24 protein-coding genes are annotated in these 26,009 nt (G+C 66.6%); 7 read left to right on the top strand and 17 right to left on the bottom strand.

The features are described 5' to 3' along the window. Positions 1-89: 89 nt before the first annotated feature. Positions 90-1,838: an amidohydrolase family protein gene (locus KF796_01730; protein ID MBX3585334.1), complete on the bottom strand. Its 1,749-nt coding sequence runs from the start codon at positions 1,836-1,838 to the stop codon at positions 90-92. A 66-nt stretch (positions 1,839-1,904) separates the two neighbouring features. Beyond that, positions 1,905-2,273 (bottom strand): EF-hand domain-containing protein, encoded by a 369-nt coding sequence (locus KF796_01725; GenBank protein MBX3585333.1) that lies wholly within the window; start codon positions 2,271-2,273, stop codon positions 1,905-1,907. 156 nt (positions 2,274-2,429) lie between these two features. On the opposite strand from KF796_01725, the gene KF796_01720 reads away from it, so the two are divergent. After that, positions 2,430-2,996, top strand: coding sequence for a cob(I)yrinic acid a,c-diamide adenosyltransferase (locus KF796_01720; protein MBX3585332.1), 567 nt, complete (start codon positions 2,430-2,432; stop codon positions 2,994-2,996). Positions 2,997-3,014: 18 nt separating this feature from the next. On the opposite strand, the gene KF796_01715 is transcribed toward KF796_01720, so the two are convergent. Beyond that, entirely contained in the window at positions 3,015-3,632 is a 618-nt protein-coding gene (locus tag KF796_01715; protein MBX3585331.1) for a response regulator transcription factor, read from the bottom strand. Further along, positions 3,629-5,662, bottom strand: coding sequence for a PAS domain S-box protein (locus KF796_01710; protein MBX3585330.1), 2,034 nt, complete (start codon positions 5,660-5,662; stop codon positions 3,629-3,631). The genes KF796_01715 and KF796_01710 overlap by 4 nt, the downstream gene beginning before the upstream one ends. A 39-nt stretch (positions 5,663-5,701) precedes the next feature. Here KF796_01710 and KF796_01705 point away from each other — a divergent pair, with 39 nt between their 5' ends. The 4 genes from KF796_01705 to KF796_01690 all read left to right on the top strand — a co-directional run bounded on the left by KF796_01705 (position 5,702) and on the right by KF796_01690 (position 9,688). Further along, positions 5,702-6,715, top strand: a complete 1,014-nt coding sequence (locus KF796_01705) for a TRAP transporter substrate-binding protein (GenBank protein ID MBX3585329.1) — start codon at positions 5,702-5,704, stop codon at positions 6,713-6,715. A gap of 122 nt (positions 6,716-6,837) precedes the next feature. Further along, positions 6,838-7,815, top strand: coding sequence for a TRAP transporter substrate-binding protein (locus KF796_01700; GenBank protein MBX3585328.1), 978 nt, complete (start codon positions 6,838-6,840; stop codon positions 7,813-7,815). A 65-nt stretch (positions 7,816-7,880) separates the two neighbouring features. Next, positions 7,881-8,408 (top strand): TRAP transporter small permease, encoded by a 528-nt coding sequence (locus KF796_01695; GenBank protein MBX3585327.1) that lies wholly within the window; start codon positions 7,881-7,883, stop codon positions 8,406-8,408. Continuing rightward, positions 8,405-9,688 carry a TRAP transporter large permease subunit gene (locus tag KF796_01690; GenBank protein MBX3585326.1) on the top strand — a complete coding sequence of 428 codons (1,284 nt, stop codon included), beginning with the start codon at positions 8,405-8,407 and terminating at the stop codon, positions 9,686-9,688. Before KF796_01695 ends, KF796_01690 begins: the two co-directional genes overlap by 4 nt. A gap of 6 nt (positions 9,689-9,694) precedes the next feature. On the opposite strand, the gene KF796_01685 is transcribed toward KF796_01690, so the two are convergent. Next, positions 9,695-10,117 (bottom strand): hotdog fold thioesterase, encoded by a 423-nt coding sequence (locus KF796_01685; protein ID MBX3585325.1) that lies wholly within the window; start codon positions 10,115-10,117, stop codon positions 9,695-9,697. A 143-nt stretch (positions 10,118-10,260) separates the two neighbouring features. Here KF796_01685 and KF796_01680 point away from each other — a divergent pair, with 143 nt between their 5' ends. Then, the gene (locus KF796_01680; GenBank protein ID MBX3585324.1) at positions 10,261-11,538 is read left to right on the top strand and encodes a hypothetical protein; all 1,278 of its coding nucleotides are present in this window, start codon (positions 10,261-10,263) and stop codon (positions 11,536-11,538) included. 15 nt (positions 11,539-11,553) lie between these two features. Here KF796_01680 and KF796_01675 read toward each other — a convergent pair whose 3' ends face one another. From KF796_01675 to KF796_01665, 3 genes are all read right to left on the bottom strand, one after another. Then, positions 11,554-12,840, bottom strand: coding sequence for an NCS2 family nucleobase:cation symporter (locus KF796_01675; protein ID MBX3585323.1), 1,287 nt, complete (start codon positions 12,838-12,840; stop codon positions 11,554-11,556). Between the two features lie 90 nt (positions 12,841-12,930). Next, on the bottom strand, positions 12,931-13,818 hold the full coding sequence (locus KF796_01670; GenBank protein MBX3585322.1) for an alpha/beta fold hydrolase: 888 nt from the start codon (positions 13,816-13,818) through the stop codon (positions 12,931-12,933). A gap of 203 nt (positions 13,819-14,021) precedes the next feature. Continuing rightward, positions 14,022-14,624: a TetR/AcrR family transcriptional regulator gene (locus KF796_01665; protein MBX3585321.1), complete on the bottom strand. Its 603-nt coding sequence runs from the start codon at positions 14,622-14,624 to the stop codon at positions 14,022-14,024. A gap of 113 nt (positions 14,625-14,737) precedes the next feature. On the opposite strand from KF796_01665, the gene KF796_01660 reads away from it, so the two are divergent. Then, positions 14,738-16,801: an acetoacetate--CoA ligase gene (locus tag KF796_01660; GenBank protein ID MBX3585320.1), complete on the top strand. Its 2,064-nt coding sequence runs from the start codon at positions 14,738-14,740 to the stop codon at positions 16,799-16,801. A 2-nt stretch (positions 16,802-16,803) separates the two neighbouring features. On the opposite strand, the gene KF796_01655 is transcribed toward KF796_01660, so the two are convergent. The 9 genes from KF796_01655 to KF796_01615 form a co-directional block, all read right to left on the bottom strand. Continuing rightward, positions 16,804-18,219: an amidohydrolase family protein gene (locus tag KF796_01655; GenBank protein ID MBX3585319.1), complete on the bottom strand. Its 1,416-nt coding sequence runs from the start codon at positions 18,217-18,219 to the stop codon at positions 16,804-16,806. Further along, on the bottom strand, positions 18,216-19,274 hold the full coding sequence (locus KF796_01650; protein MBX3585318.1) for an aromatic ring-hydroxylating dioxygenase subunit alpha: 1,059 nt from the start codon (positions 19,272-19,274) through the stop codon (positions 18,216-18,218). The genes KF796_01655 and KF796_01650 overlap by 4 nt, the downstream gene beginning before the upstream one ends. Beyond that, the gene (locus KF796_01645) at positions 19,261-20,316 is read right to left on the bottom strand and encodes an aromatic ring-hydroxylating dioxygenase subunit alpha (protein MBX3585317.1); all 1,056 of its coding nucleotides are present in this window, start codon (positions 20,314-20,316) and stop codon (positions 19,261-19,263) included. The genes KF796_01650 and KF796_01645 overlap by 14 nt, the downstream gene beginning before the upstream one ends. 85 nt (positions 20,317-20,401) lie before the next feature. Beyond that, positions 20,402-21,358: an ABC transporter substrate-binding protein gene (locus KF796_01640; GenBank protein MBX3585316.1), complete on the bottom strand. Its 957-nt coding sequence runs from the start codon at positions 21,356-21,358 to the stop codon at positions 20,402-20,404. Between the two features lie 99 nt (positions 21,359-21,457). Then, entirely contained in the window at positions 21,458-21,919 is a 462-nt protein-coding gene (locus KF796_01635) for a RidA family protein (GenBank protein MBX3585315.1), read from the bottom strand. Next, on the bottom strand, positions 21,916-23,280 hold the full coding sequence (locus tag KF796_01630) for an FAD-binding oxidoreductase (GenBank protein MBX3585314.1): 1,365 nt from the start codon (positions 23,278-23,280) through the stop codon (positions 21,916-21,918). Before KF796_01630 ends, KF796_01635 begins: the two co-directional genes overlap by 4 nt. Positions 23,281-23,282: 2 nt before the next feature. Next, entirely contained in the window at positions 23,283-24,149 is an 867-nt protein-coding gene (locus KF796_01625) for an ABC transporter permease (GenBank protein ID MBX3585313.1), read from the bottom strand. Further along, positions 24,146-24,976 carry an ABC transporter ATP-binding protein gene (locus tag KF796_01620; GenBank protein ID MBX3585312.1) on the bottom strand — a complete coding sequence of 277 codons (831 nt, stop codon included), beginning with the start codon at positions 24,974-24,976 and terminating at the stop codon, positions 24,146-24,148. The genes KF796_01625 and KF796_01620 overlap by 4 nt, the downstream gene beginning before the upstream one ends. Beyond that, positions 24,976-25,959 carry an ABC transporter substrate-binding protein gene (locus KF796_01615; protein ID MBX3585311.1) on the bottom strand — a complete coding sequence of 328 codons (984 nt, stop codon included), beginning with the start codon at positions 25,957-25,959 and terminating at the stop codon, positions 24,976-24,978. The genes KF796_01620 and KF796_01615 overlap by 1 nt, the downstream gene beginning before the upstream one ends. Positions 25,960-26,009 lie beyond the last annotated feature (50 nt).

Raw genomic sequence — 26,009 nt, 5'->3', positions numbered from 1 at the left:
GCAGTTTAAGCCTTGACCCTCCCGGCGTCACGCCTGCAGGCTGGCCCTGGGCTGACAGCAGGGCCGGAAACCGGAGCGGGATGCGAACTTTAAGATGCGTGCCGTGGACCCCGCACCAGCCGTCCCGGCATCGCCCCGGTGGGCGCGCCGTTTTCCATGATGGCTTCGCCGGCCACCAGGGTGGCGAGGTAGCCAGAGGCCGCCTGTGTCAGCCGTCGCCCGCCGGCCGGCAGGTCGTTCACAAAATGAGGCAGGTCCAGCGTAAGGGCCTTGAAGTCGATGAGGTTCACGTCAGCCCGCATGCCGGGGCGCAACACGCCGCGGTCGTGCAGGCCGTAGACCGCAGCGGTGTCCTGGGTCTGCTTCTTCACCAGCATTTCCAGCGGCAGCTTGGGCCCACGTTCGCGGTCACGCGCCCAGTGGGTGAGCATGAAGGTGGGCATGGACACGTCGCACACATAGCCCACGTGGGCGCCACCGTCGGCCAGGCTCATCATGGTGCGCGGGTGCTGCAGCTGGGTGTGGATCTGCGAGAGGTCGCCGTAGCTGTAGTTGAAGATGGGGAAGTACAGCAGGCCCTTGCCGTCGTTGGCGCCGCCGTTGGCCAGCATGGCGTCGTAGGCGATCTCCAGCGGGTTGCCCCCGCTGGGGCGGGCCTGCGCCACCACGCTGTGGGCCAGCAGCGGCTCATAGTCCACACTGCCCCGGGCATTGGCCTTGAGCACAAACAGCCGCGCCATGCCGCGCAGGAAGAACGCGGCCTCCTGGTTGACCTGGGCGGCCATCTCCACCACCTTCATGTTGGTGAGCGCGGCACGCACCTGCGGGTCACGCAGCCGCGCGAGCTTTTCCTCCCAAGGCAGCGGCGCGATCTGCTGCCACAGCGGGTTGAGCACAAACGGGTGCAGCGTGCCTTCAAAGCCCATCACCATGCTGGTGGCGCGGCCGCTGATGCTGCCGTACAGTGGCACGCCCTGCGTGTGGGTGGCGTCCAGGTGCGCGAGCAGCCGCTTCCAGGTGTCGGGGGTCTGGTCGGTCTGGACCAGCGCAAAGGCGACCGGCAACTGGTTGTCCCTGGCAATCTGCGTGAGCCACCAGAGTTCGCCCTCCATGCCCACATGGTTGGCCGTCATCTGGAAGACGCCGTGGCCCGCCGATTTCATGGCCGCGGCAATGCCCATGATCTCCTCGGGTGACGAAAAGGTGCCCGGTGGGTACTTGTGCTGCTGGTACTTGTGAATCAGGGTGCGGCTGGTCGAAAAGCCCAGGGCACCGGCCTGGAGGCCTTCGCCCACGATGGCGCACATGGCGCGGATGTCATCGGCCGTGGCCTCGTCGTGCGTGATGCCGCGCTCGCCCATCACGTAGGTGCGCACGGCGCTGTGCGGCACCTGCGCGCCGATGTCCAGCGCATGGGGTTTGGCGGCCAGCGCGTCCAGGTATTCGGGGAAGCTTTCCCACTGCCACTGGATGCCTTCGCTGAGCACCGTGCCGGGAATATCCTCGACGCCTTCCATCACGCTGATCAGCCAGTCGCGGCGATCGGGCTTGACCGGGGCAAAGCCCACACCGCAATTGCCCATCACGGCGGTGGTCACGCCGTGGTGGGTCGAAGGGGAGAGGTACGGGTCCCAGGTGACCTGGCCGTCGTAGTGGGTGTGCACGTCAACCCAGCCGGGCGTGACGATGGCGCCACTGGCATCGATCTCACGCCGGGCAGCGCCGAGCTTGCCGCCCACTTCGGCCACCAGGCCATCCTTGAGCCCGACATCGCCGGTGAACGGCGCGTTGCCGCTGCCGTCCACCACGAGGCCGCCGCGAATCACTGTGTCCAGCATGCTTGTCTCCTGTTTCGGGAAACGATAGCACCCGTGCACCGGGGCGGGCAATGGCCTGAAAAAGGCTTATGAGGCCTGCTTCATCGCGCTTTCAAATTCGCTGGCCGACAGGTTGCCATCCTTGTTGGTGTCGGCTTGGTCGAAGTGACGTGCCACGCCCGGCGCCTTCTGCGCCTCGGCGCGGCTGATGGTGTTGTCGTGGTTGGCGTCAAGCTGCTTGAACGCCTCGGTGATCTGGGCTGCCGGCCAACCGCCTTTGGCACTGTTCGAGGGCGAAGTTCCGCCGGACACGGTGGCGGTGTTGGAGGTCGTGCCGGGAACGGAGGGGGCAGGGGTCTGCGCATGCAGTGCCATGACGGTCCCCAGGCTCAGCGTGGCAAACAGGGCCAGGCTGCGGGCTTCAAAGTTGGGGATGCGGCGTCGCTTGATGTGCATGGTGAATTTCCATGAAGTTGAACGAAGCTGCATTGCAGCGCAGGCCGGCGCCCGGCACCAGCAGTTTTGCCGAGTGTTGCCTGCGACACATGGGCGCGGGCCTTCACACATTTGCTTGCCGCACAATGTGCTTGTAATGAAGCAAAGGGGCACCACATGGGCAACCGCCTGACACAGATCGCAACACGCACCGGTGACAACGGCACCACCGGTCTGGGCGACAACACACGCGTATCCAAGGACAGCCTGCGCGTGCACGCGATGGGCGACGTGGACGAACTGAACTCCCACATCGGTGTGCTGCTGTGCGAGGACGTGGCCCCCGACGTGCGCGCCTTGCTGGTCGAGATTCAGCACCAGCTGTTCAACCTGGGCGGCGAACTGTCGATCCCCGGGTTTGAATTGCTCAAACCCGAAGCCGTGCTTGCGCTGGACCAGGCGCTGGCCCGCTACAACGAGGCGCTGCCGCGCCTGCAGGAATTCATTTTGCCCGCGGGCAACCGCGCGGCTTCGCAGGCCCATGTTTGCCGCACCGTGGCGCGGCGCGCGGAACGGGCCGTGGTGGCCCTGGGTGGCGCAGAGGCGCTGAAAGACACGCCGCGCCAGTACCTCAACCGCCTGAGCGACCTGATGTTCGTGCTCGCGCGGGTGCTCAACCGCATGAACGGCGGTGACGACGTCTACTGGAAGAGCGAGCGGCTCGCGCGCGACGGCGCTACCTGATCCGCCCTGAACCCGGCGCTATCGCAGACCGAAGCGCCCGAGCTTGTGCGCAAGCTCCACGGCGGAGGTCACGGCCATCTTCTCGAAGATGTTGGCGCGGTGGAACTCCACCGTGCGCGGGGTGATGTCCAGGTGGTCGGCAATGGTCTTGTTGTAGTGCCCCTGGATCAGCTCGTCGAGCACTTCGAGCTCACGCGGGCTCAGGCTGGCCAGCGCCTGGCGCAGCCGGGCCGCTTCCTGGGTTTCATCCACGCGCGCGGCGGCGGCGGCCAGGGCCTGCTCCACCTTGTCCACCAGCACGTTGTTCTGGAACGGCTTCTCAAGAAAGTCCCAGGCACCGTTCTTCACCGCCGTCACGGCCATGCTTACGTCGCCGTGGCCGGTCAGGAACAGCGTGGGCCAGGGGCAGGCCATGGCCTTCAGTGCCTCGAACGTGCTCAGGCCCGACAGGGGCTCCATCCGGATGTCCAGCAGCACCACGGCGTGGCCCCATCCGGGCGCGATCGCTCGCACGCCATCCAGAAAACTGTCACCCCCCGGCCAGGTGATGGCCTGGTGGCCGCGAGAGTCAAACAGCCAGGCCAGGCCGTCGCGGAAATCGGCGTCGTCGTCAACGATGTGGATGGATGCACTCATGCCTGTGCTCCCGGGTTGCTGGTGTCGGGGGGCGTGGGCGCGCCGGACAGACGCAGCCACAGCGTGAACTGGGCGCCGCCGAGCTCGGGGTCGGTCGCCACGTCAATGCGGCCATGGTGGGCTTCCACCACGGACCGGCAGATCGCCAGGCCCATGCCCATGCCGTCTTCCTTGGCGCTGAAAAAGGCCGTGAAGATCTGCTCCTTCTGTTCCTGGTTCACGCCCGGGCCGCTGTCGCCGACCACGATGCCGGCCATGGCGCCGTCCTCCACGATGCTGATGCGCACCCGCGCGGGCCGATCCGCGCGGGGGGCCCAGTGCAGGGCATTGGCCACCACGTTGTGCACCGCGTGCTCGAGCAGCAGGGCGTCGGCATCGATCCAGACGGGCCGGGGGCCCAGCGCGAGTTCGACCCGGACGTCGTGCTGCGCCTGTTTTTGCGCCAGTGTCCGGCGCATGAAGACCACCAGGTCCAGGCGCTGCCAGGACATCTCGCGGCGCCGGGCAAAGGCATTGACGCGCTGGATGATGCGCCCCGCCTTGTCGGACAGCCGGTCCATTCGCTCGACCACGGGGGCGACTTCGTCCAGCGTGATGCGCTGGTTTCTCAGCCGGTTGAGCAGGCCGTTGGCAAAGCTGCTGAGCGCGCCCAGCGGCTGGTTCAGTTCATGGGCCAGGGTGGACGCCACTTCACCGATGGCCACCAGCCGGCCCGATGCCTCGAGCCGGTCCTGCTGGCGTGCCGCGGTCCGCGCGGCGCGCTTGCGCTCGCTGATGTCCAGCACCGAGCTCATCCAGCCCAGCTGGGTGCCATCGGTGGCGAACAGCGGGGACTCGTGGACCAGCACGTCAATCAGCCGGCCATCGCGGTGCTGGAACTGCACCTCCACGCCGGTCTGCTCGGTGCCCTGGGAAATCACGCGTTCATGGATCAGTTGCAGCTCGTCGCTCTGGGCCTGTGGCCAGTAGGGCAGTGGCGCCGACCGCCCCACCAGTTCGTCGGCGCCAAAGCCCACCAGCCGCATGAAGGCCTGATTCACGTAAAGGATGCGCCCATGCAGGTCCCAGGCGCGCAGGCCGATGGTGACCGAGTTTTCCATGGCCTTGCGCAGCGCCACCTGGGCCTGCAACAGGAACTCCACGCGCTGGCGTTTCACGAAGTCGCGCCGCAGGGCATACAGGCTGCCCAGCATGCCCAGCAGGAACAGCAGCGCGGCCACGAAAAAGATGCGCGGCACCATGGCGGGCTGCGAGGCCAGAGGCGTCACCAGCACGGCCACGTCGGCACCGGGCAGGTTGAGCTGGGCCTGGTAGCGCCCGGCGCGCCGCGCGGACTCGTCCATCACGTCCTGGCTGTCGACCAGCTGCAGCCTGTGGCCCTGTTTGAACCAGGTGGGCACCAGGCCCTGCACGGCCGTGTCCAGCGACAGTGCCGCCAGGTAGTTGCCCGAGAAATTGCCGCGGTCGAACACCGGCACCGCGAGCCAGACCACGGTGCCATGGCTGCCGTCCGCCTGCCGCATGGGCCCCGCATAGGTGGAGCGGCGCAGGCCGCGCGTGATGTCGCGCATGATGGCCAGCGCCTGCGCGTTGTCCGGGTGCATGGCGCTGTCGCTGCGCAGCCGGGCCAGCGCGGGCGGCGGCGTGTCAAACGCCTCGGCGGCGAGCCAGCCGTGGGCCAGCACCACGCCGGGCTCGGTCCACAGCAGTCCGCCGTGGAACTCGGTGTCACTGGCGGCGCGGGCCCCCTCGCGTTCCCGCAGCGCCAGGACGATCAGGTCGTCTTCCAGGCGCCGGAACTGGAACCGCACACTCTGCTCCAGCCATTGCGCATCGGCGATGCGCCGCCGGTCTTCCTCCTCGGCCTCGAAGGTCTGCAGGTACAGCACCAGCGTCACGATGGAGGCCACCAGCAACACCAGCATGCCCAGCAGCCACAGCAGGGCGCGCCGGTTGCGGCTGCTGTGGCCGTCGGCAGTGCGTTGCAGCAATTCAAAGTCGAAAGTGGGCTCGCCGGCTACGGGTTTCATGGGATGGAACGGCGGTTGGGTGTCGCTAGCATAGCGGGCATGCTGGATCGACTCCGAGCCGGCGGCAGCGGGCGTGCGGCGCTGGCCGCTGCCCTCCTGTTTCTTGCCCTGGCGCCGGGAGTGGCTGGCGCGGCCTTGCTCATCCGCTTCTCGCATGTGGTGGCCGAGGACACGCCCAAGGGGCTCGCGGCCAACCGCTTCAAGGCGCTGGTGGAGCAGCGGTCGGAGCAGCGCATCCGTGTGGCGGTGTATCCCTCGGCCCGGCTGTATGGCGACCTTGACGAGATGGAGGCGCTGCGGCTGGGCGCCGTGGAAATGGTGGCGCCCTCGCTCTCCAAATTCGGCCGCATCGGATTCCCTGAATTCGAGCTGTTTGACCTGCCCTTCCTGTTTGACAGCAACAGCGAGGTCCGGCGCGTGACCCAGGGCGCCATCGGGCAGCGCCTGCTGGTCCAGCTGCGCCAGCAGGGGCTGGTGGGCCTGGGTTACCTGGACAATGGCCTCAAGCAGATGAGCGCCAACCGGCCCCTGCTGGCGCCCGAGGACTTCAAGGGCCTGCGCATGCGGATCCAGTTTTCGCGCGTGCTGGCCTCGCAGTTCAAGGCCCTGGGCGCGCGGCCCGTGCCGCTGGCCTTCAGCGAAACCGCGCGGGCACTGGCCACCGGCGTGGTCGATGGCACCGAGAACCCGGTCTCCAACTTCTGGACCCAGGGCATGCACAAATACCAGACCGACCTGAGCCTCACCGACCATGGCTACGTGGGCTACGCGGTGGTGGCCAATGGCCGGTTCTGGAACAGCCTCTCGGAGCCCGACCGCACGCTGATCGAGCAGGCATTGCGCGAGGCGCTCGAATACGGCAACCAGATCGCCGACACCCAGAACGCCAAGGCGCTGGAGGCCCTGCGTGAGGCCGGCACCACGCGCATCCATGTGTTGAGCCCCGCGCAGCGGGCGCGGCTGCGCAAGGTGGTCCAGCCGGTCTATGACGAGTTGGCGCAGCGCATCGGTGGCTCATGGATCGAGGAAGCCCAGAAAGCCCTGGGGCGCTGAGGGCCGGCTCGGCCCGGTCTACGGGAAAACCCGGCTGTTGAATGCCACAGTTGGCGAATGGGCGCATAGCGCTTATCGTCGGGCAGCTCAGACATCAGTTCCACCCTTAAAAGGAGACCTCCATGAAACTCAAACTCGTTCTGGCCGCTGCACTGCTGGCCGCAGGGCTGACCGCGCAGGCCGCCCCGATCATCGTCAAGTACAGCCACGTGGTGGCCGACCAGACCCCCAAGGGCCAGGCCGCGCTCAAGTTCAAGGAACTGGCCGAAAAGAAGCTGCCGGGCAAGGTGGAAGTGCAGGTCTTCCCGAACAGCCAGCTGTTCGGCGACGGCAAGGAAATGGAAGCCCTCGCGCTGGGCGACGTGCAGATCATTGCCCCCTCGCTGTCCAAGTTCAGCAAGTACACCAAGAAGCTCCAGGTGTTTGACCTGCCCTTCCTGTTTGACGACATCAATGCCGTGGACCGCTTCCAGAGCAGCAAGGAAGGCCAGGACATGCTGAGCTCCATGAAGAGCAAGGGCATCGTGGGCCTGGGCTACCTGCACAACGGCATGAAGCAGCTGTCGGCCAACAAGCCGATGCCCACACCGGCCGATGCCAAGGGCCTGAAGTTCCGCATCCAGAGCTCGGACGTGCTCGAAGCCCAGTTCAAGGCCGTGGGCGCCAACCCGCAGAAGCTCGCGTTCTCCGAGGTCTACCAGGCACTGCAGACCGGCGTGGTGGATGGCCAGGAAAACACCTGGTCCAACATCTACTCCAAGAAGTTCCATGAAGTGCAGAAGTACATCATGAACAGCAACCACGGCGTGATCGACTACATGGTGGTCGCCAACGGCAAGTGGTGGGACGGCCTGCCGGCCGATGTGCGCAAGGGCCTGACCGAAGCCATGAAGGAATCCATTGCCTACGGCAACAAGGTCGCCACCGAAGAAGACGACGAGTTCAAGGCCAAGGTCATCGCCGACAACAAGGCCAAGGTCCTGCCCCTGTCCAAGGAAAACACCATGGCCTGGCGCGCCGCCATGAAGCCGGTGTGGAAGCAGTTTGAAGGCGAGATCGGGGCCGACCTGATCAAGGCCGCCGAGAAGGCCAACAAGTAACCCGAGGAACCGGCAACGGATTCCCCTGGAACCCCGGCTTGTCCGGGGTTTTTTTGGAGCTGATCATGAAAATTCTGGATCGTCTTGAAGAGTGGATCATTTCACTCATGCTGCTGGGAATGACGGGGCTTGCCTTCATGCAGGTCGTTCGCCGTTACGTGTTCAACACCGGTTTTTCATGGAACCTGGAGCTGACCACGGTCCTCTTCGCGGTCATGATCTTCGTGGGCATCTCCTATGGGGTGCGCGTGGGCTCGCACATCGGCGTGGACGCCCTGGTGGCGCTGCTGCCGCCGGGCAAACGCCGCATCGTCTCCATCATTGCGGTGCTGCTGAGCCTGGCCTATGTGGGCTTTGTGCTGGTGGGCGCCACGGAATACGTGAGCAAGATGCGGCAGATCGGCGTGGAGCTAGATGACCTGCCCATCGAGCGCTGGAAGGTGCTGATCGTCATGCCCATTGGCTACTGCCTGGTGGCGTTCCGGTTCCTGCAGATCCTGTGGAACCTGGTCAGCGGCAAGACCGACAGCCTGCACCTGGCCGACGAAGCCGCCGACGCCATGAAACTCAAGGCCCAGGAGGCAGCGGAATGAACACCCTCGTCCTTTTCTCCTGCATGTTCATCTTCATGGCCATCGGCATGCCGGTGGCCATCAGCCTGGGGCTGTCCAGCCTCATCACCATCACGTTCTTCTCGCAGGACTCGCTCGCGTCGATGTCGATCAAGCTGTTCGAGACCAGCGAGCACTACACCCTGATGGCGATCCCGTTCTTCGTGCTCGCGGGCAACCTCATGTCCACGGGCGGCGTGGCCAAGCGCATGGTGCGCTTTGCCATTGCGGCGGTCGGCCACCTGCGGGGCGGCCTGGCCATCGCGTCCATCCTGGCCTGCATGCTGTTTGCCGCCGTGTCGGGTTCCAGCCCGGCCACCGTGGTGGCCATTGGCTCGATCGTGATCGCGGGCATGGTCAAGAACGGCTACTCCAAGGAGTTCGCGGCCGGCGTGATCTGCAATGCCGGCACGCTGGGCATCCTGATCCCGCCGTCGATCGTGATGGTGGTGTACGCCGCCGTGACCGAGGTGTCGGTGGGCCGCCTGTTCATGGCCGGCGTCATCCCGGGCCTGCTGCTGGGCTTCATGCTCATGGCCGCCGTCTGGTGGCGCGCGGGCAAGCTGCAGATCACGCCGCCGCCCAAGGCCAGCATGCGCGAGGTGCTGACCGCGCTGAAGGACTCCATGTGGGGCCTGGCCCTGCTGGTCATCATCATGGGCGGCATCTATGGTGGCGCCTTCACGCCCACCGAGGCGGCGGCCGTGTCGGCGGTCTATGCCCTGGTGGTCGCGGTGTTCATCTACCGTGACCTGCGCCTGAAGGACCTGCCCGAGGTGTTCCTCGAGTCGGCCAAGACCACCGTGATGCTGATGTTCATCGTGGCCAATGCACTGCTGTTCGCGCATGTGCTGACCACCGAGCGCATTCCGCAGGCCATTGCCGAGCAGATCGTGGCCGTGGGCATGTCGCCCTGGGTGTTCCTGCTGGTGGTCAACCTGATCTTGCTGGTGGCGGGCAATTTCATGGAGCCGACCGGCATCATCCTGATCCTGGCGCCCATCCTGTTCCCGATCGCCGTTCACCTGGGCATCGACCCGATCCACCTGGGCGTGATCATGGTGGTGAACATGGAGATCGGCATGGTGACGCCACCGGTGGGGCTGAACCTGTTCGTGACCAGCGGGGTCACCGGCATGAACCTGGTTCAGGTCACGCGCGCGGCGCTGCCCTGGCTCATGGTGCTGCTGGTGTTCCTGGTGATCATCACCTACATCCCCTGGATCAGCCTGGTGCTGCCGAACATGATCTTCGGCAAGTAAACCCCGTCACCGTGGCGCCAGGACCGCCATGGTGATGCGCGACACGCAGGTCAGCTCGCCTGCGTCGTTGCGCATGTCGATCTGCCAGACTTGGGTGGTGCGACCGATGTGCACCGGCCGCGTGATGCCCGTGACCCAGCCGCTGGTCGCGCCCTTGAGGTGGTTGGCATTGATGTCCAGGCCCACCGCGCGGTGGCCCTCGGGGCTCGCATAGGCCGCGCCGCACGAGCCCAGCGTCTCGGCCAGCACCACGCTGACACCACCGTGCAGCAGACCATAGGGTTGCCGCGTTCGGGTGTCCACCGGGACCCGGGCCTTGATGAAGTCGTCACCGACCTCGAGAAACTCGATCCCGAGATGGCGCACGGCCGTGTCCTCGTGCAGGGCGGTCAACTCCGCCACAGAAACAGGTTTTTTCCAGACGGTCACGGTGTCTCCTTCAGATGCTTGAGGCCTCAACTATATCGACCCGCGTCCTGCGCCGCCCTGCGCGGGCCCTTTGCGCTCTTTGGGGCTTGATCTGGCGGCACCCGCCTACACCGGGCCCGGCGCCACCGCGTTAGGCTGTTGCCATGAAACGTTTCCACTTCCTGGCAGGCTCGGCGGGCCTTGTCGTGGCCGTGGCGGGAGGTGTCTGGCTGGCCCTGTTGCTGTGGTTGCCGGACAGCGAGGAACTGGCTCGCCAGCTGGAAGCCCAGGTGCTGGACCGGTCCGGCATTGAAGTGTCGATTGGGCAGGCGAGCTGGCGCCTCTGGCCAACGCCGGCGCTTGAAGTGCGCACGGTCCGCACGGCGCAGACACCGACGGTCCGCGTGGACCGGATGGTCCTGGCGCCGCGGCTGGGGCCGCTGTGGCGGGGCAAGCTGGAGCTGGCGAAGGTCGAGCTGGACGGAGCCACCGTGCCCCACGGCGCCATGGGCGCGTTCCGGGGCAAGGCCGGCCCGGGCAGCGTTGCCACGCCATCACGACTGGTCTTTCGCGACCTGACCTGGATTTCCCACAGCGGCGTGGCGGTGGCCTATGACGGCGAGGTTGATTTCGACCCGCAATGGCGCCCGCGTCACGCCAGCCTGCGCCGGCCCGGGGCCCAGGTCCCCGCGTCGCTGGACCTGGCGCGCGAGGGCGAGGCTGACCGGTGGCAGCTGCACATGGTCGCCGGTGGCGGAACCGCCGACGGCACGCTGACCCTGAAGGTGGCACCCGATGGCCAGGCAGAGGTCTCGGGCGAGCTGGCCCCGCGCGGGATTGAAGTGGCGGCGGCCATGGCCGCGTTCAATCGCCGCTCGCCCATCAGCGGTCTGGCCTCGGGGCGGACGGTCGTCAGGGCGAGGGGCGCAACGCCCGGTGAGGTGGTGCGATCGCTTCACACCACCAGCGAGTTGACCGTGGCGCAGGCCGTGGTGCTGCGCTTTGACCTGAACAAGGCGATTGAGTCCGGCGGCAAGGCCCATCAGGGAGAGACCCGCCTGGACAGCCTGGCGGGACGCATGGACACACAGAACACCGGCGAGGGCGTGCGCTTCACCTACAGCGACTTGAAGGCCAAAGCCGGACCGTACACGGCCACGGGCGAAGCCGAGGTCTACCAGCGCCAGGTGCGGGCCAGCGGCACGCTGGACCGGGTGGAGGGCTTCGTGGGCGTGCCGTTCACCGTCAGGGGTCCGGTCAGCAAGCCCGAGGTCACCATTCCCCCGGGATTCTTCGCGGGCGCGGCCATTGGCACGGCCCTGCTGCCGGGCATTGGCACGGTTCTGGGGGCTCGCGTCGGCGGTGCGCTGGGGCGGGCGCTGGGTGGCGCGCCCGTGCCGCCAGCGTCGGCGCCACGGGGCCCGCAGAGCCTGCGGCCCTGAGCGCCGGGGCGGCCTTCAGGCCTTGCGGCCCAGCAGTGCGTACAGGAGGATGGCGCCGAAGGTGGCGGTTCCGATGCCGCCCAGGGCAAAATCACCGAATTTGAGCGTGAAGTCGCCCGTGCCCAGCACCAGCGTAACGGCCGCGACGATGAGGTTCCTGTTGTCGGAGAAGTCCACCTTGTTGTCGACCCAGATCTTGGCGCCCGCCACCGCGATCAGGCCGAACACCACGATGCTCACGCCGCCCATCACCGGCAGCGGAATGGCCTGGATGATGGCGCCGAACTTGGGGCTGAAGCCCAGCACCACGGCGATCAGCGCGGCGACGAAAAAGACCGCGGTCGAGTAGATCTTGGTGGCCGCCATCACGCCGATGTTCTCGGCGTAGGTGGTGACGCCCGTCCCGCCCGCGCAGCCGCTGACCACCGTGGCCACGCCATCGCCAATAAAGGCGCGCCCGATGTAGGCGTCCAGGTTGCGGCCGGTCATGGCCGTCACCGCTTTCAGGTGGCCCAGGTTCTCGGCCACCAGGATCACCGCGACCGGAACGATGAGCAGCATGGCGTTGGCGCTGAACACCGGGGCGGCGAATCCGGGGGCACCCACCCAGGCCGCCTGGGCCACGCCCGACAGGTCCATGGGCTTGCCCAGCCCCAGGCCGTTGGCCAGCACGGCATAGACCAGGGTTGCGATGACCAGGCCCACCAGAATCAGCAGGCGCTGCACCATACCCCGGGTCATGACGGCCACCAGGCCCACGCAGACAAAGGTCACCGCCTGCATCCAGCTGTCGAAGTTGCCCGCGGCCATGTTCTTGACCGGGATGCCCGCAAGGTTGAGGCCGATGACCGCGACCACCGCGCCGGTGACCACCGGGGGCATCAGCCGTTCGACCCAGCCCGTGCCCACGGCCTGCACGATCGCGCCGATGGCGGCGTAGACCACGCCGCAGGCCACGATGCCCCCCAGCGCAACGCCGATGTTGCCATTCGGGCCCTTGCCCGCATAGGCCGTGGCGGCGATCACCACGCCGATGAAGGCAAAGCTGGAGCCCAGGTAGCTGGGCACCTTGCCGCCGGTGATCACAAAGAAGATCAGGGTGCCCACGCCGCTCATCAGGATGGCGATGTTGGGGTCGAAGCCCATGAGGATGGGCGCCAGCACCGTGGCGCCAAACATGGCAACCACATGCTGGGCGCCCATGGCCGCGGTTTGCGGCCAGGGCAGGCGTTCGTCGGGGGCGATCACGCCGCCCTGATCCAGAACCCCGGGCGACTTCTGTGTCCAGTCAAACAGGCCCATCTTCTGCTCCTCGTTGTTTGAAGTGCAGCGATGCTAGGGGCAATACCACGGCGGCGCAAGCCGAAGGGGCGCTGGCGCGCCGCAGCATGCTCAGGGCCGGGCGAAGATGGCCACCCGGCCAATCACATGGGCGTCCTTGAGGATCTTGCGATGCCCCAGCCCCTCGGTGGCCACCAGCTGTGCGCCGCGGATGGCGTGGGCATAGGCCTGGCCATCGGCGAAGCGGTTGATGCTGTCACCCTGGTCATGCACCACCAGGGTGGGCACGCGCACGCGCGGGCCCACCGCATCGGGCTCGAACTGCGGCATCAGGATGCCTTCGCGGGCCTCGATGCGCCGCTGCATCGCCGCGCGCGTTGTTTCCGACAGGCCGAACACCTGCGCGAACAGCCGTGTGTACTCGTGGGGCGAGGCCGGCGGGGCCAGCAGCACCAGCCTGTCCATGGGCGTGCCGCGGCTGGCGGCGTAGGCGGCGGCATTGGCCGCCAGGGAATGCGCGACCACGGCGCCCACCCGGTGGCCGTCCTGCATGAGCCGGGCAATCACGTAGTCGATCACGCGCGCGAACTGCGGCAGGTTGCTGACCGCGCCCGCGCTGCGCCCGTGCGCGGGCATCTCCACGATCACCGGGCGCATCCCGTTGGCGGCCAGCGCGTCGGCCAGTGGCAGCATCTGGCGCGCGTGGCCGCCCCAGCCGTGCAGCAGCAGCACAAGCGGGCCGTGGGGTGCCACGGGCTGCGAATACAGCGTGATGCTGGCGTCCTCGAAGGGCCAGGCCTCGATGCGCCAGTGGGCGTCCCAGGCACCACGCGGGTTCATCCACCGGGGCGGCAGTGGCGTGCCAAACAGGCGGTAGGCGGCCCGCACGCCCAGCGCGGGCCAGACGCGCTGGAAGGTGCCCAGCGCGAGGCGGAACAGGCGGATGCCGGGGCTGGCCTGGTAGAAGGCCGATGTGGCCTCAAGAGCGGTGCGGGTCATGGCGGCTCCTCAGTAGTAGATCCAGTCTTCATTGCTGCGGGGCAGGCCGCGCAGCGACTGCAGGGCGGCCGCGATGACGCGGGCGCCTGCGCAAAAAGCCAGCAGGGCAAGGGCAATCAACATGACAGTTCCTTTCTTCGCACGTTTGTGCGAAATGTGGGGATGACAAAAACAAGGCGCATCACCGGCATCCTCTTGGGGCGTCAGCTCTGGTAGCTCTTGATCAGGCGGTCCCACGACGCCTGGGTTCTTTCCGCGGCCCGCGTGTCGCGCAGGAAGCGGGTGTCGTGCAGCATGCCCATGATCATGCTGCAGACCTCGCCGACGAGTTGCTCGGCGTCGGTGTCGGGTTTCAGGTCGCCAGCCTCGACGGCCTGCAGCACGGTGCGCCGCAACGCGGCGCGCCAGCGGGTGACCTCGCTGAGCAGCAGGTCGCGCAGTTCGCCCTCGCGGTCATCCAGTTCAAAGGCGCCCGCAGTGTAGATGCAGCCTTCATTCGATTCAACGTCGCGGGTGCGCACGATCCAGCGCCGCACGATCTCTCTCAGGCGCGGCAGGCCCTTGGGGGCCTGCATGGCGGGCACGAACACGTCGGCAATGAAACGGCGGCCAAACTCCTCGATCACTGCCTTCTGAAGCGCCTCGCGCGATCCCACGCGCGAAAACACGCCGCTCTTGGACAGCCCGATGCGGTCGGCCACCGCCTGCAGGGTGATGGACTCCAGCCCGTCAGACGCGGCAAGGTCCAGCGCCGCGCCGACGATGGCGGCGCGGGTCAGCTCGCTTTTCTGGGTTTTGGCGTCCATGGCACGAATATTAGCACAGCTGTGCGAAATAAGTTGGGCGCCTGGATAAGCCGGCGATGCGGGCGGTCAGACAGGTGACGGGCCCCCACCGGCGGAACTGCTACGCTTGACCCATGAGTGCGCCCAACACCCCCCAAATCACCCTGTACAAGGCCTGGCTGCGCGAGACACGCGGCCTTTCGTTTGACTCCTATGACGCGCTGTGGCGCTGGTCGGTGACCGACCTCGATGCCTTCTGGCAGAGCATCTGGGACTACTTCGAGCTGAACTCGCCCACGCCCCACGCCGCGGTGCGCTCCGGCGGCGTCATGCCCGACGTGAAATGGTTTGCGGGCGCCCAGTTCAACTACGCAAACCAGGTGTTCCGCCATGTCGAGGCCGCGCATGCCGCGGGCTTCCCGGCCATCATCAGCCGCAATGAAAAAGGCAACCACCGTGAACTGAGCTGGCCCGAACTGCGCCGCCAGGTCGCCTCGCTGGCCCTGCACCTTCAGGCCCAGGGCCTGCAGCCCGGCGACCGGGTGGCGGCCTACCTGCCCAACATTCCCGAAGCCATGGTGGCGTTCCTGGCGGTGGTCAGCCTGGGCGGCGTCTGGAGCATCTGCGCGCCCGACATGGGCACCAACGCCGTGCTGGACAGGTTCAGGCAGATCGAGCCCAAGATCCTGATCGCCTGCGACGGCGTGAGCTACGGCGGGCGCGACTTCGACCGCACCGGCGTGGTGGCCGAACTGCGTGCCGCGCTGCCCAGCGTCACGCACCTGATCGTCCACGACAACCTCGGCAGCACCGAAGATGCTATGAATTTGCTAGCGCCTGATGCCCGCCTGTCCTCGACTACAGCCCGAAATGATGCCCAAACGGCCGCATTCACGCCGCTGTGGCTGCCGTTTGACCATCCGCTGTGGATCGTCTACTCCAGCGGCACCACCGGCCTGCCCAAGCCCATCGTCCATGGCCATGGCGGCACGGTCATCGTGGCGCTGGCGCTCAAGACCCTGCACAACGACGTGGGCTGCAGCTACAGCCCCAACAACTGGGGCGAGCGCTACCACTGGTACAGCTCCACCGGCTGGGTGATGTGGAATGCCCAGATGAGCGGCCTGCTCAACGGCACCACCTGCTGCATCTATGACGGCAACCCCGGCGGCAGCAAGGACAAGCCCGACTGGGGCACGCTCTGGCGCTTTGGTGCCGAGTTGGGCGTGACTTTCTTTGGCGCGGGCGCGGCCTTCTTTGCCAACTGCCTGAAGGCCGGCGTGGACCTCACACAGATGCCGGGCCTGCGGTCCGTGCGGGCGCTGGGCACCACGGGCTCCCCGCTCTCGCCCGAAGCGCAGCGCTGGGGCACGGAGCAGTTCCGTGCACTCCACACCGTTCAGGCTGAGCCTGTCGAAGCCCTTCCACAAGCTCAGGGCGAACGGGGGTTTGACATCTGGTGGTGCAACATCAGCGGCGGCACTGACTTTGCCGGCGCCTTCATCGGCGGCAACCGCGAGCTGCCGCTGATCCCGGGCGAGATGCAGTGCCGGCTGCTGGGCTGCGCCGTCGAGGCCTGGAACGAGCAGGGCCAGCCGGTCATCGACGAAGTCGGCGAGCTGGTCTGCACCCAGCCCATTCCCTCCATGCCGCTGTACTTCTGGGGTGACGAGGGCAACAAGCGCTACCTGTCCAGCTACTTCGACATGTACCCCGGCGTCTGGCGCCATGGCGACTGGCTCAAGGTCACGCCCGCGGGCGGCTGCATCATCTACGGCCGCAGCGACGCCACCATCAACCGCCATGGCCTGCGCATGGGCACCAGCGAGCTGTACAGCGCGGTCGAGGCGCTGCCCGAGGTGCTGGACTCCATGGTGGTGGACCTGGAATATTTGGGCCGCGAGAGCTACATGCCGCTGTTCGTCGTGCTGCGCGAAGGCGTGGCGCTGGACGACGCCATGCGCGCGCGGTTGAACGGCGCCATCAAGACCGCGTTGAGCCCGCGCTTTGTGCCTAACGACATCTTCCAGGTGGCCGAGATTCCGCGCACCCTGAGCGGCAAGAAGCAGGAGCTGCCGATCAAGAAGCTGTTGCTCGGCCAGCCGCTCGAGAAGGTGGTCAACAAGGACGCCATGGCCAATCCGGGGTGCCTGGATTGGTACGTGGCGTTCGCGCGCGACCGCACGGCCAAGGCCTGAGCTCAGTCCTGCAGGCGCAGCACGGCGGCACGGGCCTGCCGCCCCAGCGCCGCCAGGTCCAGCCCGGGCACCGCACCTTCGCTCACGACGGGGCGCCCACCCACCAGCAGTGCCTTGAGGTGCGCCGCGCCCCCACAGGCGACGGGCGCGATGGCCGGGTCGTGCAGGCCGAAATGGCGCGGCTCCCGGTCCACGGCGTACAGCGCAATATCCGCGGCCTGGCCCGGGGCCAGCGTGCCCACGGCATCCACCCCCAGCACTTTCGCGCCACCGGCGGTGCCCCAGCGCACCACGTCCTCCACAGTGGCTGCCGCTGCAGCCTCTGCTTCGCCCTGGCCGCCGCGGTGCAGGGCCACGGCGGCCTCGCCAGCGCGCGCTCGCTGCATCAGCCAGGCGGCATGCGTCTCTGAAATCATGTCAGCCGCTTCGTTGGAGGCGGCGCCATCCACGCCGATGGACACCGTGGCGCCCGCGTCTTCCAGCGCGCGCACCGGTGCAATACCGCTGCCCAGGCGGCCGTTGCTTTGGGGGCAATGGGCAATCCCGGTCCGCGTCTTCCCCAGCAGCTCGATCTCATCCACATCCAGCTTCACCAGATGCGCAAACCACACATCCGGCCCCAGCCAGCCAATGCTTTCGGCAAAACGGATTGGCGTGGTGCCGTGCTGGCTGTGCACGGTGTCGTGGTAGTGCACGGTCTCGGACAGGTGAGAGTGCAGGCGCAGTCCCCGCTCGCGGGCGAAGGTGGCGGTTTCCTTCAGCTCCTCGGGGCGCATCGAGTGGGGTGGCGTGGTGGGCGCGACCACGACGCGGCGCATGCTGTCGGGTGCCGGGTCATGGAAGCGCTTGGCTGTTCGTTCCACGTCGGCCAGGTAGTCGTCGAGCTTCTCGGGGCGCAGCTCCGGGGGCAGGTCCTTGGCGTCGATGCGCGACAGCGTGCCGCCGCCGCGGCACAGCACAAAGCGCAGGCCCAGCGCCTGCGCTTCCTCAAACAGGATGGCCGAGCTGTCATAGGGCATGCCGGGCCAGTAGTGGTAGTTGTGGTCGGCCACCGTGCCGCAGCCCGACAGCGCCAGCTCCACCAGGCCAATGCGCGCGGCCAGGCGGAACAGGCCTTCATCCATCTTCGGCCGCAGACGGAAGGGCGTGGCGCTAAGCCAGGGCGTGAGCGTCGCGTTGATGCCCTGCGGGTCGCCCTTGAGCAGCGACTGGAACAGGTGGTGGTGCGTGTTCACCCAGGCGGGGTACACCACGCAGCCGCTCGCGTCGATCTGTGCCTCGCCGGGCAGCGGCGCCAGTTGGCCCATGGCTTCGATGCGGCCTTGGGCGATGCGGATGTCCGGCCCCTTGTGCCGCGCCTCGGCGCCCGTCTTGCCGGTGAGGATGGCGGTGGCATTGCGGATCAGCAAGTTGCTCATGATGCCTCGGCGCGGATGGGGATGACCTTGTCCACGTTGCCGCGGTGGATTTCTTCTTCGCCATGAGCGCGCAGCAGGTCCAGCAGCTGCTTGCGGATCACCAGCCCGGGCTTGTCCGAGGGCATGTGGAATTCGGCGCGGCGCGTCGTGTCCACGCAAGCGTCCGCGTCGGTCGCTTCCAGGATGTCGCGGTCTTCGGCGGTGATGGCCGCATCCCAGTCGATCAGGGCCTGGGTGCTCACGTCGGCTTCCGTGTCGTTGCGGTACAGCCATTGCACCAGCATCATCCGCTCGTCGTCGATGGGCGTCGCGCAGTTGTAGATGATGTGCGCCCGCCCGCTGGCCGGGTAGGTGCAGCCGAAGCGGCGCGAGAAGGGCAGGTAGTAGCGGTTCACCAGGTGCCGGTGCGTGATGGGCTCGGTGGTGCCGGTGATGGGGAAGCTCTGCTCCGGGTTGCGGATGGGCACCGTCGTCTCCGCCTCGAAGCCGTAGTCGGTCTCGCGGAACTCGTAGGGCGCTGGCTTGGGGTTCTCCAGAATGCCGAAGTTGGCCTTGTGCACGTACGAGAAATGCGAGTTGTCGAACGAGTTCTCCATCATGCGCAGCGGGCTGGTCTTCCATTCCTCATAAAACTGGAAGATGCGGCGAAAGCCCGGCGCGCCGTCTTCGGGGAAGTGGGGGATGGGCTTGAGCGGTTCTTCGAGCGCCACCCACACGTAGCCGTATTTCTCCTGCGCGCGGTACGCCGGCACGCGGGCGCCGGCGGGGATCTGCATGTCCGGCTGCTGCGGGATCTTCACGCAGGCGCCGGTGCAGTCGTAGGTCCAGCCGTGGTAGCCGCAGGTGAGGTTGCCTTCGCTGACGAAGCCTTTGGAGAGCTTGGCCGTGCGGTGGCAGCAGCGGTCGCGCACGGCGGCGGGCGTCCCATCGGCCTGCTTCCACAGCACGATCTCCTCGCCCATCAGGGTGAAGGGCTTGGGCCCGTCGTCCAGGTGCGACATGGGCATGAGCGCATACCAGAAGCGCCGCAGCACCTTCTGTTTAGTGGTCAGCATGGGCCACCTCCTGCGCGGGATGGATGCGGGTCCAGCCGTGCACCTCGGCCTCGCCGTGCTCCTTCAGCAGCTGCAGCAGGCGCTTGCGCATCAGCATGCCGGGGCGGTCGCTGGCCATGCTTTGCTCGTCGCGACGCGCCACGTCCACCGGTGCGTCGGCGTCCACCGATTCGAGGATCACCTTGTCTTCCAGCACCACCTTGGTGTCCCAGTCGTTCAACAACTCGGCCGGGCAGTCCTCTTCCGTGTCATTGCGGTACAGCCACTGGATCAGCTGGATGCGGTGGTCGTCGATGGGTGTGGCGCAGGTGAAGATGGTGTGCTTGATGCCGCTGGGGTAGATCAGCCCCAGCTTGCGCAGGAAGGGCAGGTGCCACTGGTTGGAGAACTGCCTTTTGGTCGTCGGCTCGGTCGTGCCGGTGATGCGGTGCGACTGTGGCGGGTTGTTGATCGTGATGACCATCGAGGCTTCGAAGCCGTAGTCCGTCTCTTCCAGCTTGAAGTGCTCGGGCTTGGGCTGGTCGCCCTGGCCGAAGGTGCCGGCATGCACGAAGGCGAAGTGGGCCGAGTCGAAGGAGTTCTCCATCAGCCGTAGCGCGCCGGTGTTCCACGTCTCGTCGAACTGGTGGATGCGGCGGTAGCCCAGGGCTTCTTCCTCGGTGTCCAGCAGCGGCATCAGCGGTTCGTCCAGGCAGACCCAGGCGTAGCCGAACTTCTCCTGGCAGTGATAGCCGGGCACGCGGGCGCCGGCGGGGATTTGAATGTCCGGCGCCTGCGGGATGCGCACACAGGCGCCCGAGCAGTCGTAGGTCCAGCCGTGGTAACCGCAGACGATGTGGTCGCCATCGACAAAGCCCTTGGACAGTTTGGCGGTGCGGTGGCAGCAGCGGTCGCGCAGCGCAGCGGGCATGCCGTCGGCCTTTTTCCACAGCACGATGTTCTCGCCCAGCAGCGTGAAAGGCTGCGGGCCGGCGTCGAGCTTGTCCATCGGCATCACGGCATACCAGAAGCGCCGCAACACCGGTTGTTGTGTGACTAGCATGGGTAGGCCTCCAGACGAGCCGCCTCTAGGGAGGCCGCGGCCCCCTCGGGGGGCAGCGAACGAATGTGAGCGTGGGGGCGCATATTTACTTCTTCAGGTCTTTAAGGAACTGCAGGGTGTAGGCCTGCTGCCAGTTCGGGTTCGGCTTGAGCTGGCCGCTGGTGACCATGAGGTCATAGGTCTGCTTCCAGCGCGCGTCGGTCATCACGCCCGGGCCCGCCTTGGCGGCGTCGCCACCATCGAAGAACTTCATCTCCTTCATGGTCTTGATGGAATAGGCGATCAGCTCGTCTTCCATCTTGGGGTTCTCCTGCTTGATCAGGGCATTGCCCGGCGCCGGGTTGGCCAGGTAACTCTTCCAGCCCTCCAGCGTGGCCTTGACGAAGCGCTGCACCAGCTCGGGCTTTTCCTTCACCATCTGGCGCGTGGTGACGATGGTGTTGCCATAGGGCGGGTAGCCCTCGTCGGCGAACAGGAAGAACTTGATCTTCTGGCCGGCCTTCTCGGCGATGAAAGGCTCGGAGCCGGGGTAGCCCTGCTGCGCCATGTTCTTGTCGGCAAAGAAGGGCTGCATGCTGAAGGTGTAGGGGCGGGCCTGGTCGTCCTTGAGGCCGTGCTTGATCTTCAGCCAGGGCCACCAGCTGGTACGCCCGCTGGTGGCCAGCAGGATGGTCTTGCCCTTGAGGTCGGCCAGGCTGTTCACGTCGGTGTGGGTGACCATGCCCTGTGGCTCCATCTGGAACACCGCCGCCACCGTGGTCAGGGGCACGCCGTTCTCGATGGCCGACAGGGTCTGGAAGTCCTTGCCCATGATGAAGTCGGCCTGGCCGGCGGCGATGATCTGCACCGCGTTGACTTGGGGCCCGCCCATCTTGAGCGTGACGTCCAGGCCGTACTTCTTGTAGATGCCGGTGGCGACGGCCTGGTAGTAGCCGCCGTGTTCGGCCTGGGCGTACCAGGAGGTGAGGAAGGTGACCTTGTCCTGTGCGTGGACGGCAAGTGCGGCCGTGGCCAGGGCGATGGATGTGAAAACGCGTTTCATGTGGACTCTCCGGTGATGTGTGTGAAACAACCAGAGCAATGACCCGTGGCGTTGAAGGCGCCACTGCCTGCTTCTACTCTGCGAAAACAGATGCAAAACCTATGCCTTGCGCGGCACGAACAGGGTCGCCTCCACTTCAATCAAGGCGCCGTCACCCGGCATGAAGCGCGCGACTTCCACCACCGTGCTGGCCGGCGGCTCGCCAGGGTAGAACAGGCCGCGCACGCGGTTGTAGAAAGGGTAGTGGCGCAGGTCGCGGAAGTACTGCACCAGCTTGATGGCGTCGGCCATGGACCCACCGTGCTCGGCCGCGATCTGGCGGATGCGGTCCAGTACGAACCAGCTTTGCACCACGGCGGGGGCCTCGTAAATGTCCACCGTCATCTGGCCTGTGCAATAGCCCAGGGTCTTGAGTGCATCCACGGCGTGCGGGGGCAACTCGTCGTAGGTTTGCAGCACGGCCTTGCGTGCAGGGTCCACGGCCACCACACCGCTCAGAAACACAAAGTCTCCCGCGCGCCGCGCAGCCGCGTAGTGGGCCATGGGCTTGCCGGTGGTCATGCAGGAATGCCCTGCGCCCAGGCGCGCACCTTGCCGGGGTTCATGAGGTTGAACGGGTCGAAGCGGCGCTTGGTGTCCAGCACGGCCGGCGCCAGATCGCCGTTGGCGCGGCCGTCTTCCACCACGAACACATGCGGGTCGTTGATGCGCACGCCGTTGTCACGGTGGATCTGCATGATCTCCTGCAACCGCTCCTCGGTGCTGAACTTGACCAGCTGCAACGCGGTGCAGGTCATCAGGCCGTCCATGTTGCGGATGAACTCGGCGTGCATCAGCACTTCGCCGCCCAGCAGCTTTTCCATGCGGCGCACCTGCTCCAGGTGCTGGCCCGCAACAAAAGCGCTTTGCAGGTAGGTGATGCTCTTGTCCACCCGCATCGCGTGCAGGGTGGTGTGGTTCCAGGTGTACTCCAGCAGCGTGCGGTTGCCGGCGGCCACTTCCGCCGCTGTCTTGCGGTAAGTGACCGTGCCGCGAAACTGCGCGACCAGTTCCAGGTACGCGGGCTCGCTCTGCCCTGCCACCAGCACGATGCAGGCGTGGCAGCCGGCTGGCAGGTAGTCGGCCAGCTGCCGGATGTAGTCGGGGACCGGCGCCGCAAGAAACGCGATTTCCTTCTTGAGGATGCCCGGCGCGCGCGAGAGCGCGTCGGCAAAATCGAGTGCGTCGTCGAAGCTGGAGAAGGTGACGATGGCTTCCATCCAGTCGTGCACCGGCGCCATGGCAATCTCCAGTTCCAGCACCAGGCCGTTCGTGCCCCAGACATGGTGCATGGCCAGCGCTTCGGACCCGCGCAACTCGATGACCTGCGGGTTTTCTTCGATGGTCATGGCCTTCAGGCCCAGCACGTTGCCGCGCGACCCGAGCGGGCCGTAGTTGATGGAGCCGATGCCGCCAAAGCCGCCGCCATACAGGCCGCCCAGGGTGGCGCTGCGGTAGGTGGAGGGCATGCAGCGCAGTTCCAGGCCGTGTTCGCGCGTGGCCTTTTCCAGGTCCCACAGGCGAATGCCCGCCTGCGCGCGGGCCACTCCCGCGCGCGCCCACAGGAAAGCGTTGTAGCCGCTCATGTCCAGCAGCACGCCGCCCTGCAGTGGCACGCACTGGCCGTAGTTGCCGGTGCCGCTGCCGCGCACGGTGATGGGAATGCGCAGCCGCGCACACAGGCCGACCAGGGCCCGGATCTCGTCCTCGCTGCGCGGGCGTGCCACGGCCGCGGCCGTTTTGCTTTCGAGCTGGCGCTTGAGCACCGGGCTGTACCAGTTGAAGTCCTGCGACAGGCGCGCAACGCGCCCCTCGTCGGTGACCCAGTCCAGGTCGGGCAGTTCGGCGTGCAGCTGTTCGATGGGGTGAGTGGGTGCGTTCATGATCAATCGCGGGAAAGCTCGCTGGCGTGCCAGGAGCCCAGCGCCAGCTTGGTCAGCCAGGCCATCAGCACGAACAGGCCCACGCCGGCCAGTGAGATCAGCAGCAGGGCGGCGAACATGCGCGGGATGTTGAGCTGATAGCCCGCCATGAGGATCTGGTAGGCCAGGCCGGTGGCCGCGCCCCCGGTGCCGGCGACGAATTCCGCCACCACGGCGCCGATCAGCGCCAGCCCGCTGGAGATGCGCAACCCGCCAAAGAAGTAGGGCAGCGCGCTGGGGATGCGCAGGCGCATCAGGGTCTGGGCCCGGCTGGCGCGGTTCATCGCAAAGTAGCTTTGCAGGTCGGGGTCGATGCTGCGCAGGCCCAGCGTGGTGTTGGAGATGATGGGGAACAGCGCAACCAGTGAGGCGCAGGCCACCAGCGAGGCCGTGGGGTTCTTGACCCAGATGATGATCAGCGGGGCCACGGCCACGATGGGCGTGACCTGCAGCAGCACCGCATAGGGGAACAGCGCTGTCTCGATCTTTCGGCTCTGCACGAACAGGAACGAGATCAGCACGCCGATCACGGTGGCCGTGACGAATGACAGCAGCGTGATCTTCATCGTGACCAGCAGCGAGCCGCCCAGTGATTGCCAGTCCGTGGCCAGTGTCTGGAACATCAGGATGGGTGAAGGCACCAGGTAGGGCGGCAGATTGAAGCCGGTGACCAGGGCCTGCCAGGCCACCAGCAGCACGATGGCGACGACGCTGGGGTAGAGCACTTTCTGCACTCTTTCCGAGGGCTGCCGCGGAACCGGCTTTGCCGGGCCGCTGGCGGCGCCCCCTTGAGGGGGAGGCGGCTGCAAGCCGCTTCGGGGGGGCGTCATATTTTTTCCTCGTCGGTGTCGACGCTGGCGCGCAGCAGGCTGTCCTGCAGGCGTTTGGCGTACTCGGCAAAGCGCGGCGTGACCATGAAGTCCTGCGTGCGCGGGTAGGGCTCGTCAATCACCACTTCCTCCACGATGCGTCCTGGCCGCGCTGCCATCATCACCACACGGTTGGACAGGAACACGGCCTCATGGATGGAGTGGGTGACAAAGATCACGGTGAGCTTCTTTTCGCGCCACAGGGCCAGCAGGTCGGAGTCGAGCTTGTGGCGCGTGATCTCGTCCAGCGCGCCGAAGGGCTCGTCCATCAGCAACAGGTTGGGCTGCACCACCAGGCTGCGCGCGATCGACACGCGCATCTGCATGCCACCCGACAGCGCGCGCGGCAGCGAGTCCGCGAACCGGGTCAGACCCACCAGCGCCAGGGCTTCCGCCACGCGCGCGCCGGCCTCGGCCCGGGGCAGGCCCGCCAGGTCCAGCGGCAACCGCACGTTGGTGGCCACGCTGGCCCAGGGCATGAGCGTGGGCGCCTGGAACACAAAGGCCAGCTTGCGCTGCGTGGTCTCCAGCTGGGCCACCGGCTTGCGCCACAGCAGCAGGCGGCCATCGGTGGGCTCCAGCAGGCCGGCCACCATCTTGAGCAGCGTGCTCTTGCCACAGCCCGAGGGGCCGAGCAGGGTGATGAATTCGCCTTCCTGCACCGTGAGCTCCACCGGCTGCAGGGCGACCGTGCCATTGGGGTAGGTCTTGTGGGCCGACAGCACCTCGACGGCGGGCGCGCCTGCCGCGGCAAGGTCCACGCTGTGCGCGGCAGGCGACTCACGCATCACGGCATCACCTTCACGTCCTTGATGAACTGCAGGTCATAGGCCTGGGTCGGGCCGACCTTGCCGGGGTCGACCAGCTTGTTGTCCACCAGGAAGGCGTGGTTCTTGCGCACGCGGTCGATGTCGATGCTGCCAATGCCGTTCTTGCCGGCGCCGCCGCCCGTGATGATGCCCATTTCCTTGAGCTTGGCCACGCTGTAGGCGAGCTGCTCGTCGGTCATGTTGGGGTTGTCCTTCTTGATCAGCGCATTGGCCGGGGCCGGGTCGGCCAGGTAGCTCTTCCAGCCTTCCATCGTGCCCTTCACGAAGGCCGCCATGGCCTTGGGCTTGTCCTTGACCGTCTGTTCCATGCACGAGATGGTGGTGGAGTAGGTGGGCCAGCCGTGGTCGGCGAACAGGAAGGTGTTGGCCTTCACGCCGGCCTTCTGGATCGCAAACGGCTCGGACGTGAGATAGCCCTGCTGCACCGTGTTCTTGTCGGCCACAAAGGGCTGGATGTTGAAGGTGTAGGGCTTGAGCTGTGCGTCGTCAAAGCCGTACTTGCCCTTGAGCCACAGCCAGTAGCCCTGGCGGGCCGACGAGGCAATCAGGATGGTCTTGCCCTTCATGTCCTCGAACTTCTTCACGTCTTCGTGGGCGATCAGCACCTGCGGGTCCTTCTGGAAGCTGGCCGCCAGCGTCACGATGGGCAGGCCATTGCTGCGCGCCACCATGATCTGCAGGTCGCTCGAGCCCATGACGCAGTCGGTCTGGCCGGCGCCCAGCATCTGCATGATGTTGACCTGCGGGCCGCCCATCTTGATGGTCACGTCCAGCCCGTATTTCTTGTAGATGCCGGTGGCCAGCGCCTGGTAGAAGCCGCCGTGTTCGGCCTGGGCGTACCAGTTGGTCATGTAGGTCAGCTTTTCCTGCGCCTGGGCGCCGGCCGCAAAGGCCAGACCGAGCGAAGCAGCGAGTAACGTGCGTGCAAACGAAGCTTTCATGGGAGGCACCTCTTGAAGAATGTGGTGAACGGGTGAAAGGACTGCGCGGC

The organism is Ramlibacter sp. (genome assembly GCA_019635435.1).
GTDB lineage: Bacteria > Pseudomonadota > Gammaproteobacteria > Burkholderiales > Burkholderiaceae_C > JAHBZM01.
This window is presented reverse-complemented; position numbering and strand designations above follow the sequence as displayed.

Bases quoted from the DNA above. Each gene is read 5' to 3' on its own strand.
- KF796_01730 (MBX3585334.1), bottom strand. From the start codon at position 1,838: ATGCTGGACACAGTGATTCGCGGCGGCCTCGTGGTGGACGGCAGCGGC.
- KF796_01725 (MBX3585333.1), bottom strand. From the start codon at position 2,273: ATGCACATCAAGCGACGCCGCATCCCCAACTTTGAAGCCCGCAGCCTG.
- KF796_01720 (MBX3585332.1), top strand. From the start codon at position 2,430: ATGGGCAACCGCCTGACACAGATCGCAACACGCACCGGTGACAACGGC.
- KF796_01715 (MBX3585331.1), bottom strand. From the start codon at position 3,632: ATGAGTGCATCCATCCACATCGTTGACGACGACGCCGATTTCCGCGAC.
- KF796_01710 (MBX3585330.1), bottom strand. From the start codon at position 5,662: ATGAAACCCGTAGCCGGCGAGCCCACTTTCGACTTTGAATTGCTGCAA.
- KF796_01705 (MBX3585329.1), top strand. From the start codon at position 5,702: ATGCTGGATCGACTCCGAGCCGGCGGCAGCGGGCGTGCGGCGCTGGCC.
- KF796_01700 (MBX3585328.1), top strand. From the start codon at position 6,838: ATGAAACTCAAACTCGTTCTGGCCGCTGCACTGCTGGCCGCAGGGCTG.
- KF796_01695 (MBX3585327.1), top strand. From the start codon at position 7,881: ATGAAAATTCTGGATCGTCTTGAAGAGTGGATCATTTCACTCATGCTG.
- KF796_01690 (MBX3585326.1), top strand. From the start codon at position 8,405: ATGAACACCCTCGTCCTTTTCTCCTGCATGTTCATCTTCATGGCCATC.
- KF796_01680 (MBX3585324.1), top strand. From the start codon at position 10,261: ATGAAACGTTTCCACTTCCTGGCAGGCTCGGCGGGCCTTGTCGTGGCC.
- KF796_01675 (MBX3585323.1), bottom strand. From the start codon at position 12,840: ATGGGCCTGTTTGACTGGACACAGAAGTCGCCCGGGGTTCTGGATCAG.
- KF796_01670 (MBX3585322.1), bottom strand. From the start codon at position 13,818: ATGACCCGCACCGCTCTTGAGGCCACATCGGCCTTCTACCAGGCCAGC.
- KF796_01665 (MBX3585321.1), bottom strand. From the start codon at position 14,624: ATGGACGCCAAAACCCAGAAAAGCGAGCTGACCCGCGCCGCCATCGTC.
- KF796_01660 (MBX3585320.1), top strand. From the start codon at position 14,738: ATGAGTGCGCCCAACACCCCCCAAATCACCCTGTACAAGGCCTGGCTG.
- KF796_01655 (MBX3585319.1), bottom strand. From the start codon at position 18,219: ATGAGCAACTTGCTGATCCGCAATGCCACCGCCATCCTCACCGGCAAG.
- KF796_01650 (MBX3585318.1), bottom strand. From the start codon at position 19,274: ATGCTGACCACTAAACAGAAGGTGCTGCGGCGCTTCTGGTATGCGCTC.
- KF796_01645 (MBX3585317.1), bottom strand. From the start codon at position 20,316: ATGCTAGTCACACAACAACCGGTGTTGCGGCGCTTCTGGTATGCCGTG.
- KF796_01640 (MBX3585316.1), bottom strand. From the start codon at position 21,358: ATGAAACGCGTTTTCACATCCATCGCCCTGGCCACGGCCGCACTTGCC.
- KF796_01635 (MBX3585315.1), bottom strand. From the start codon at position 21,919: ATGACCACCGGCAAGCCCATGGCCCACTACGCGGCTGCGCGGCGCGCG.
- KF796_01630 (MBX3585314.1), bottom strand. From the start codon at position 23,280: ATGAACGCACCCACTCACCCCATCGAACAGCTGCACGCCGAACTGCCC.
- KF796_01625 (MBX3585313.1), bottom strand. From the start codon at position 24,149: ATGACGCCCCCCCGAAGCGGCTTGCAGCCGCCTCCCCCTCAAGGGGGC.
- KF796_01620 (MBX3585312.1), bottom strand. From the start codon at position 24,976: ATGCGTGAGTCGCCTGCCGCGCACAGCGTGGACCTTGCCGCGGCAGGC.
- KF796_01615 (MBX3585311.1), bottom strand. From the start codon at position 25,959: ATGAAAGCTTCGTTTGCACGCACGTTACTCGCTGCTTCGCTCGGTCTG.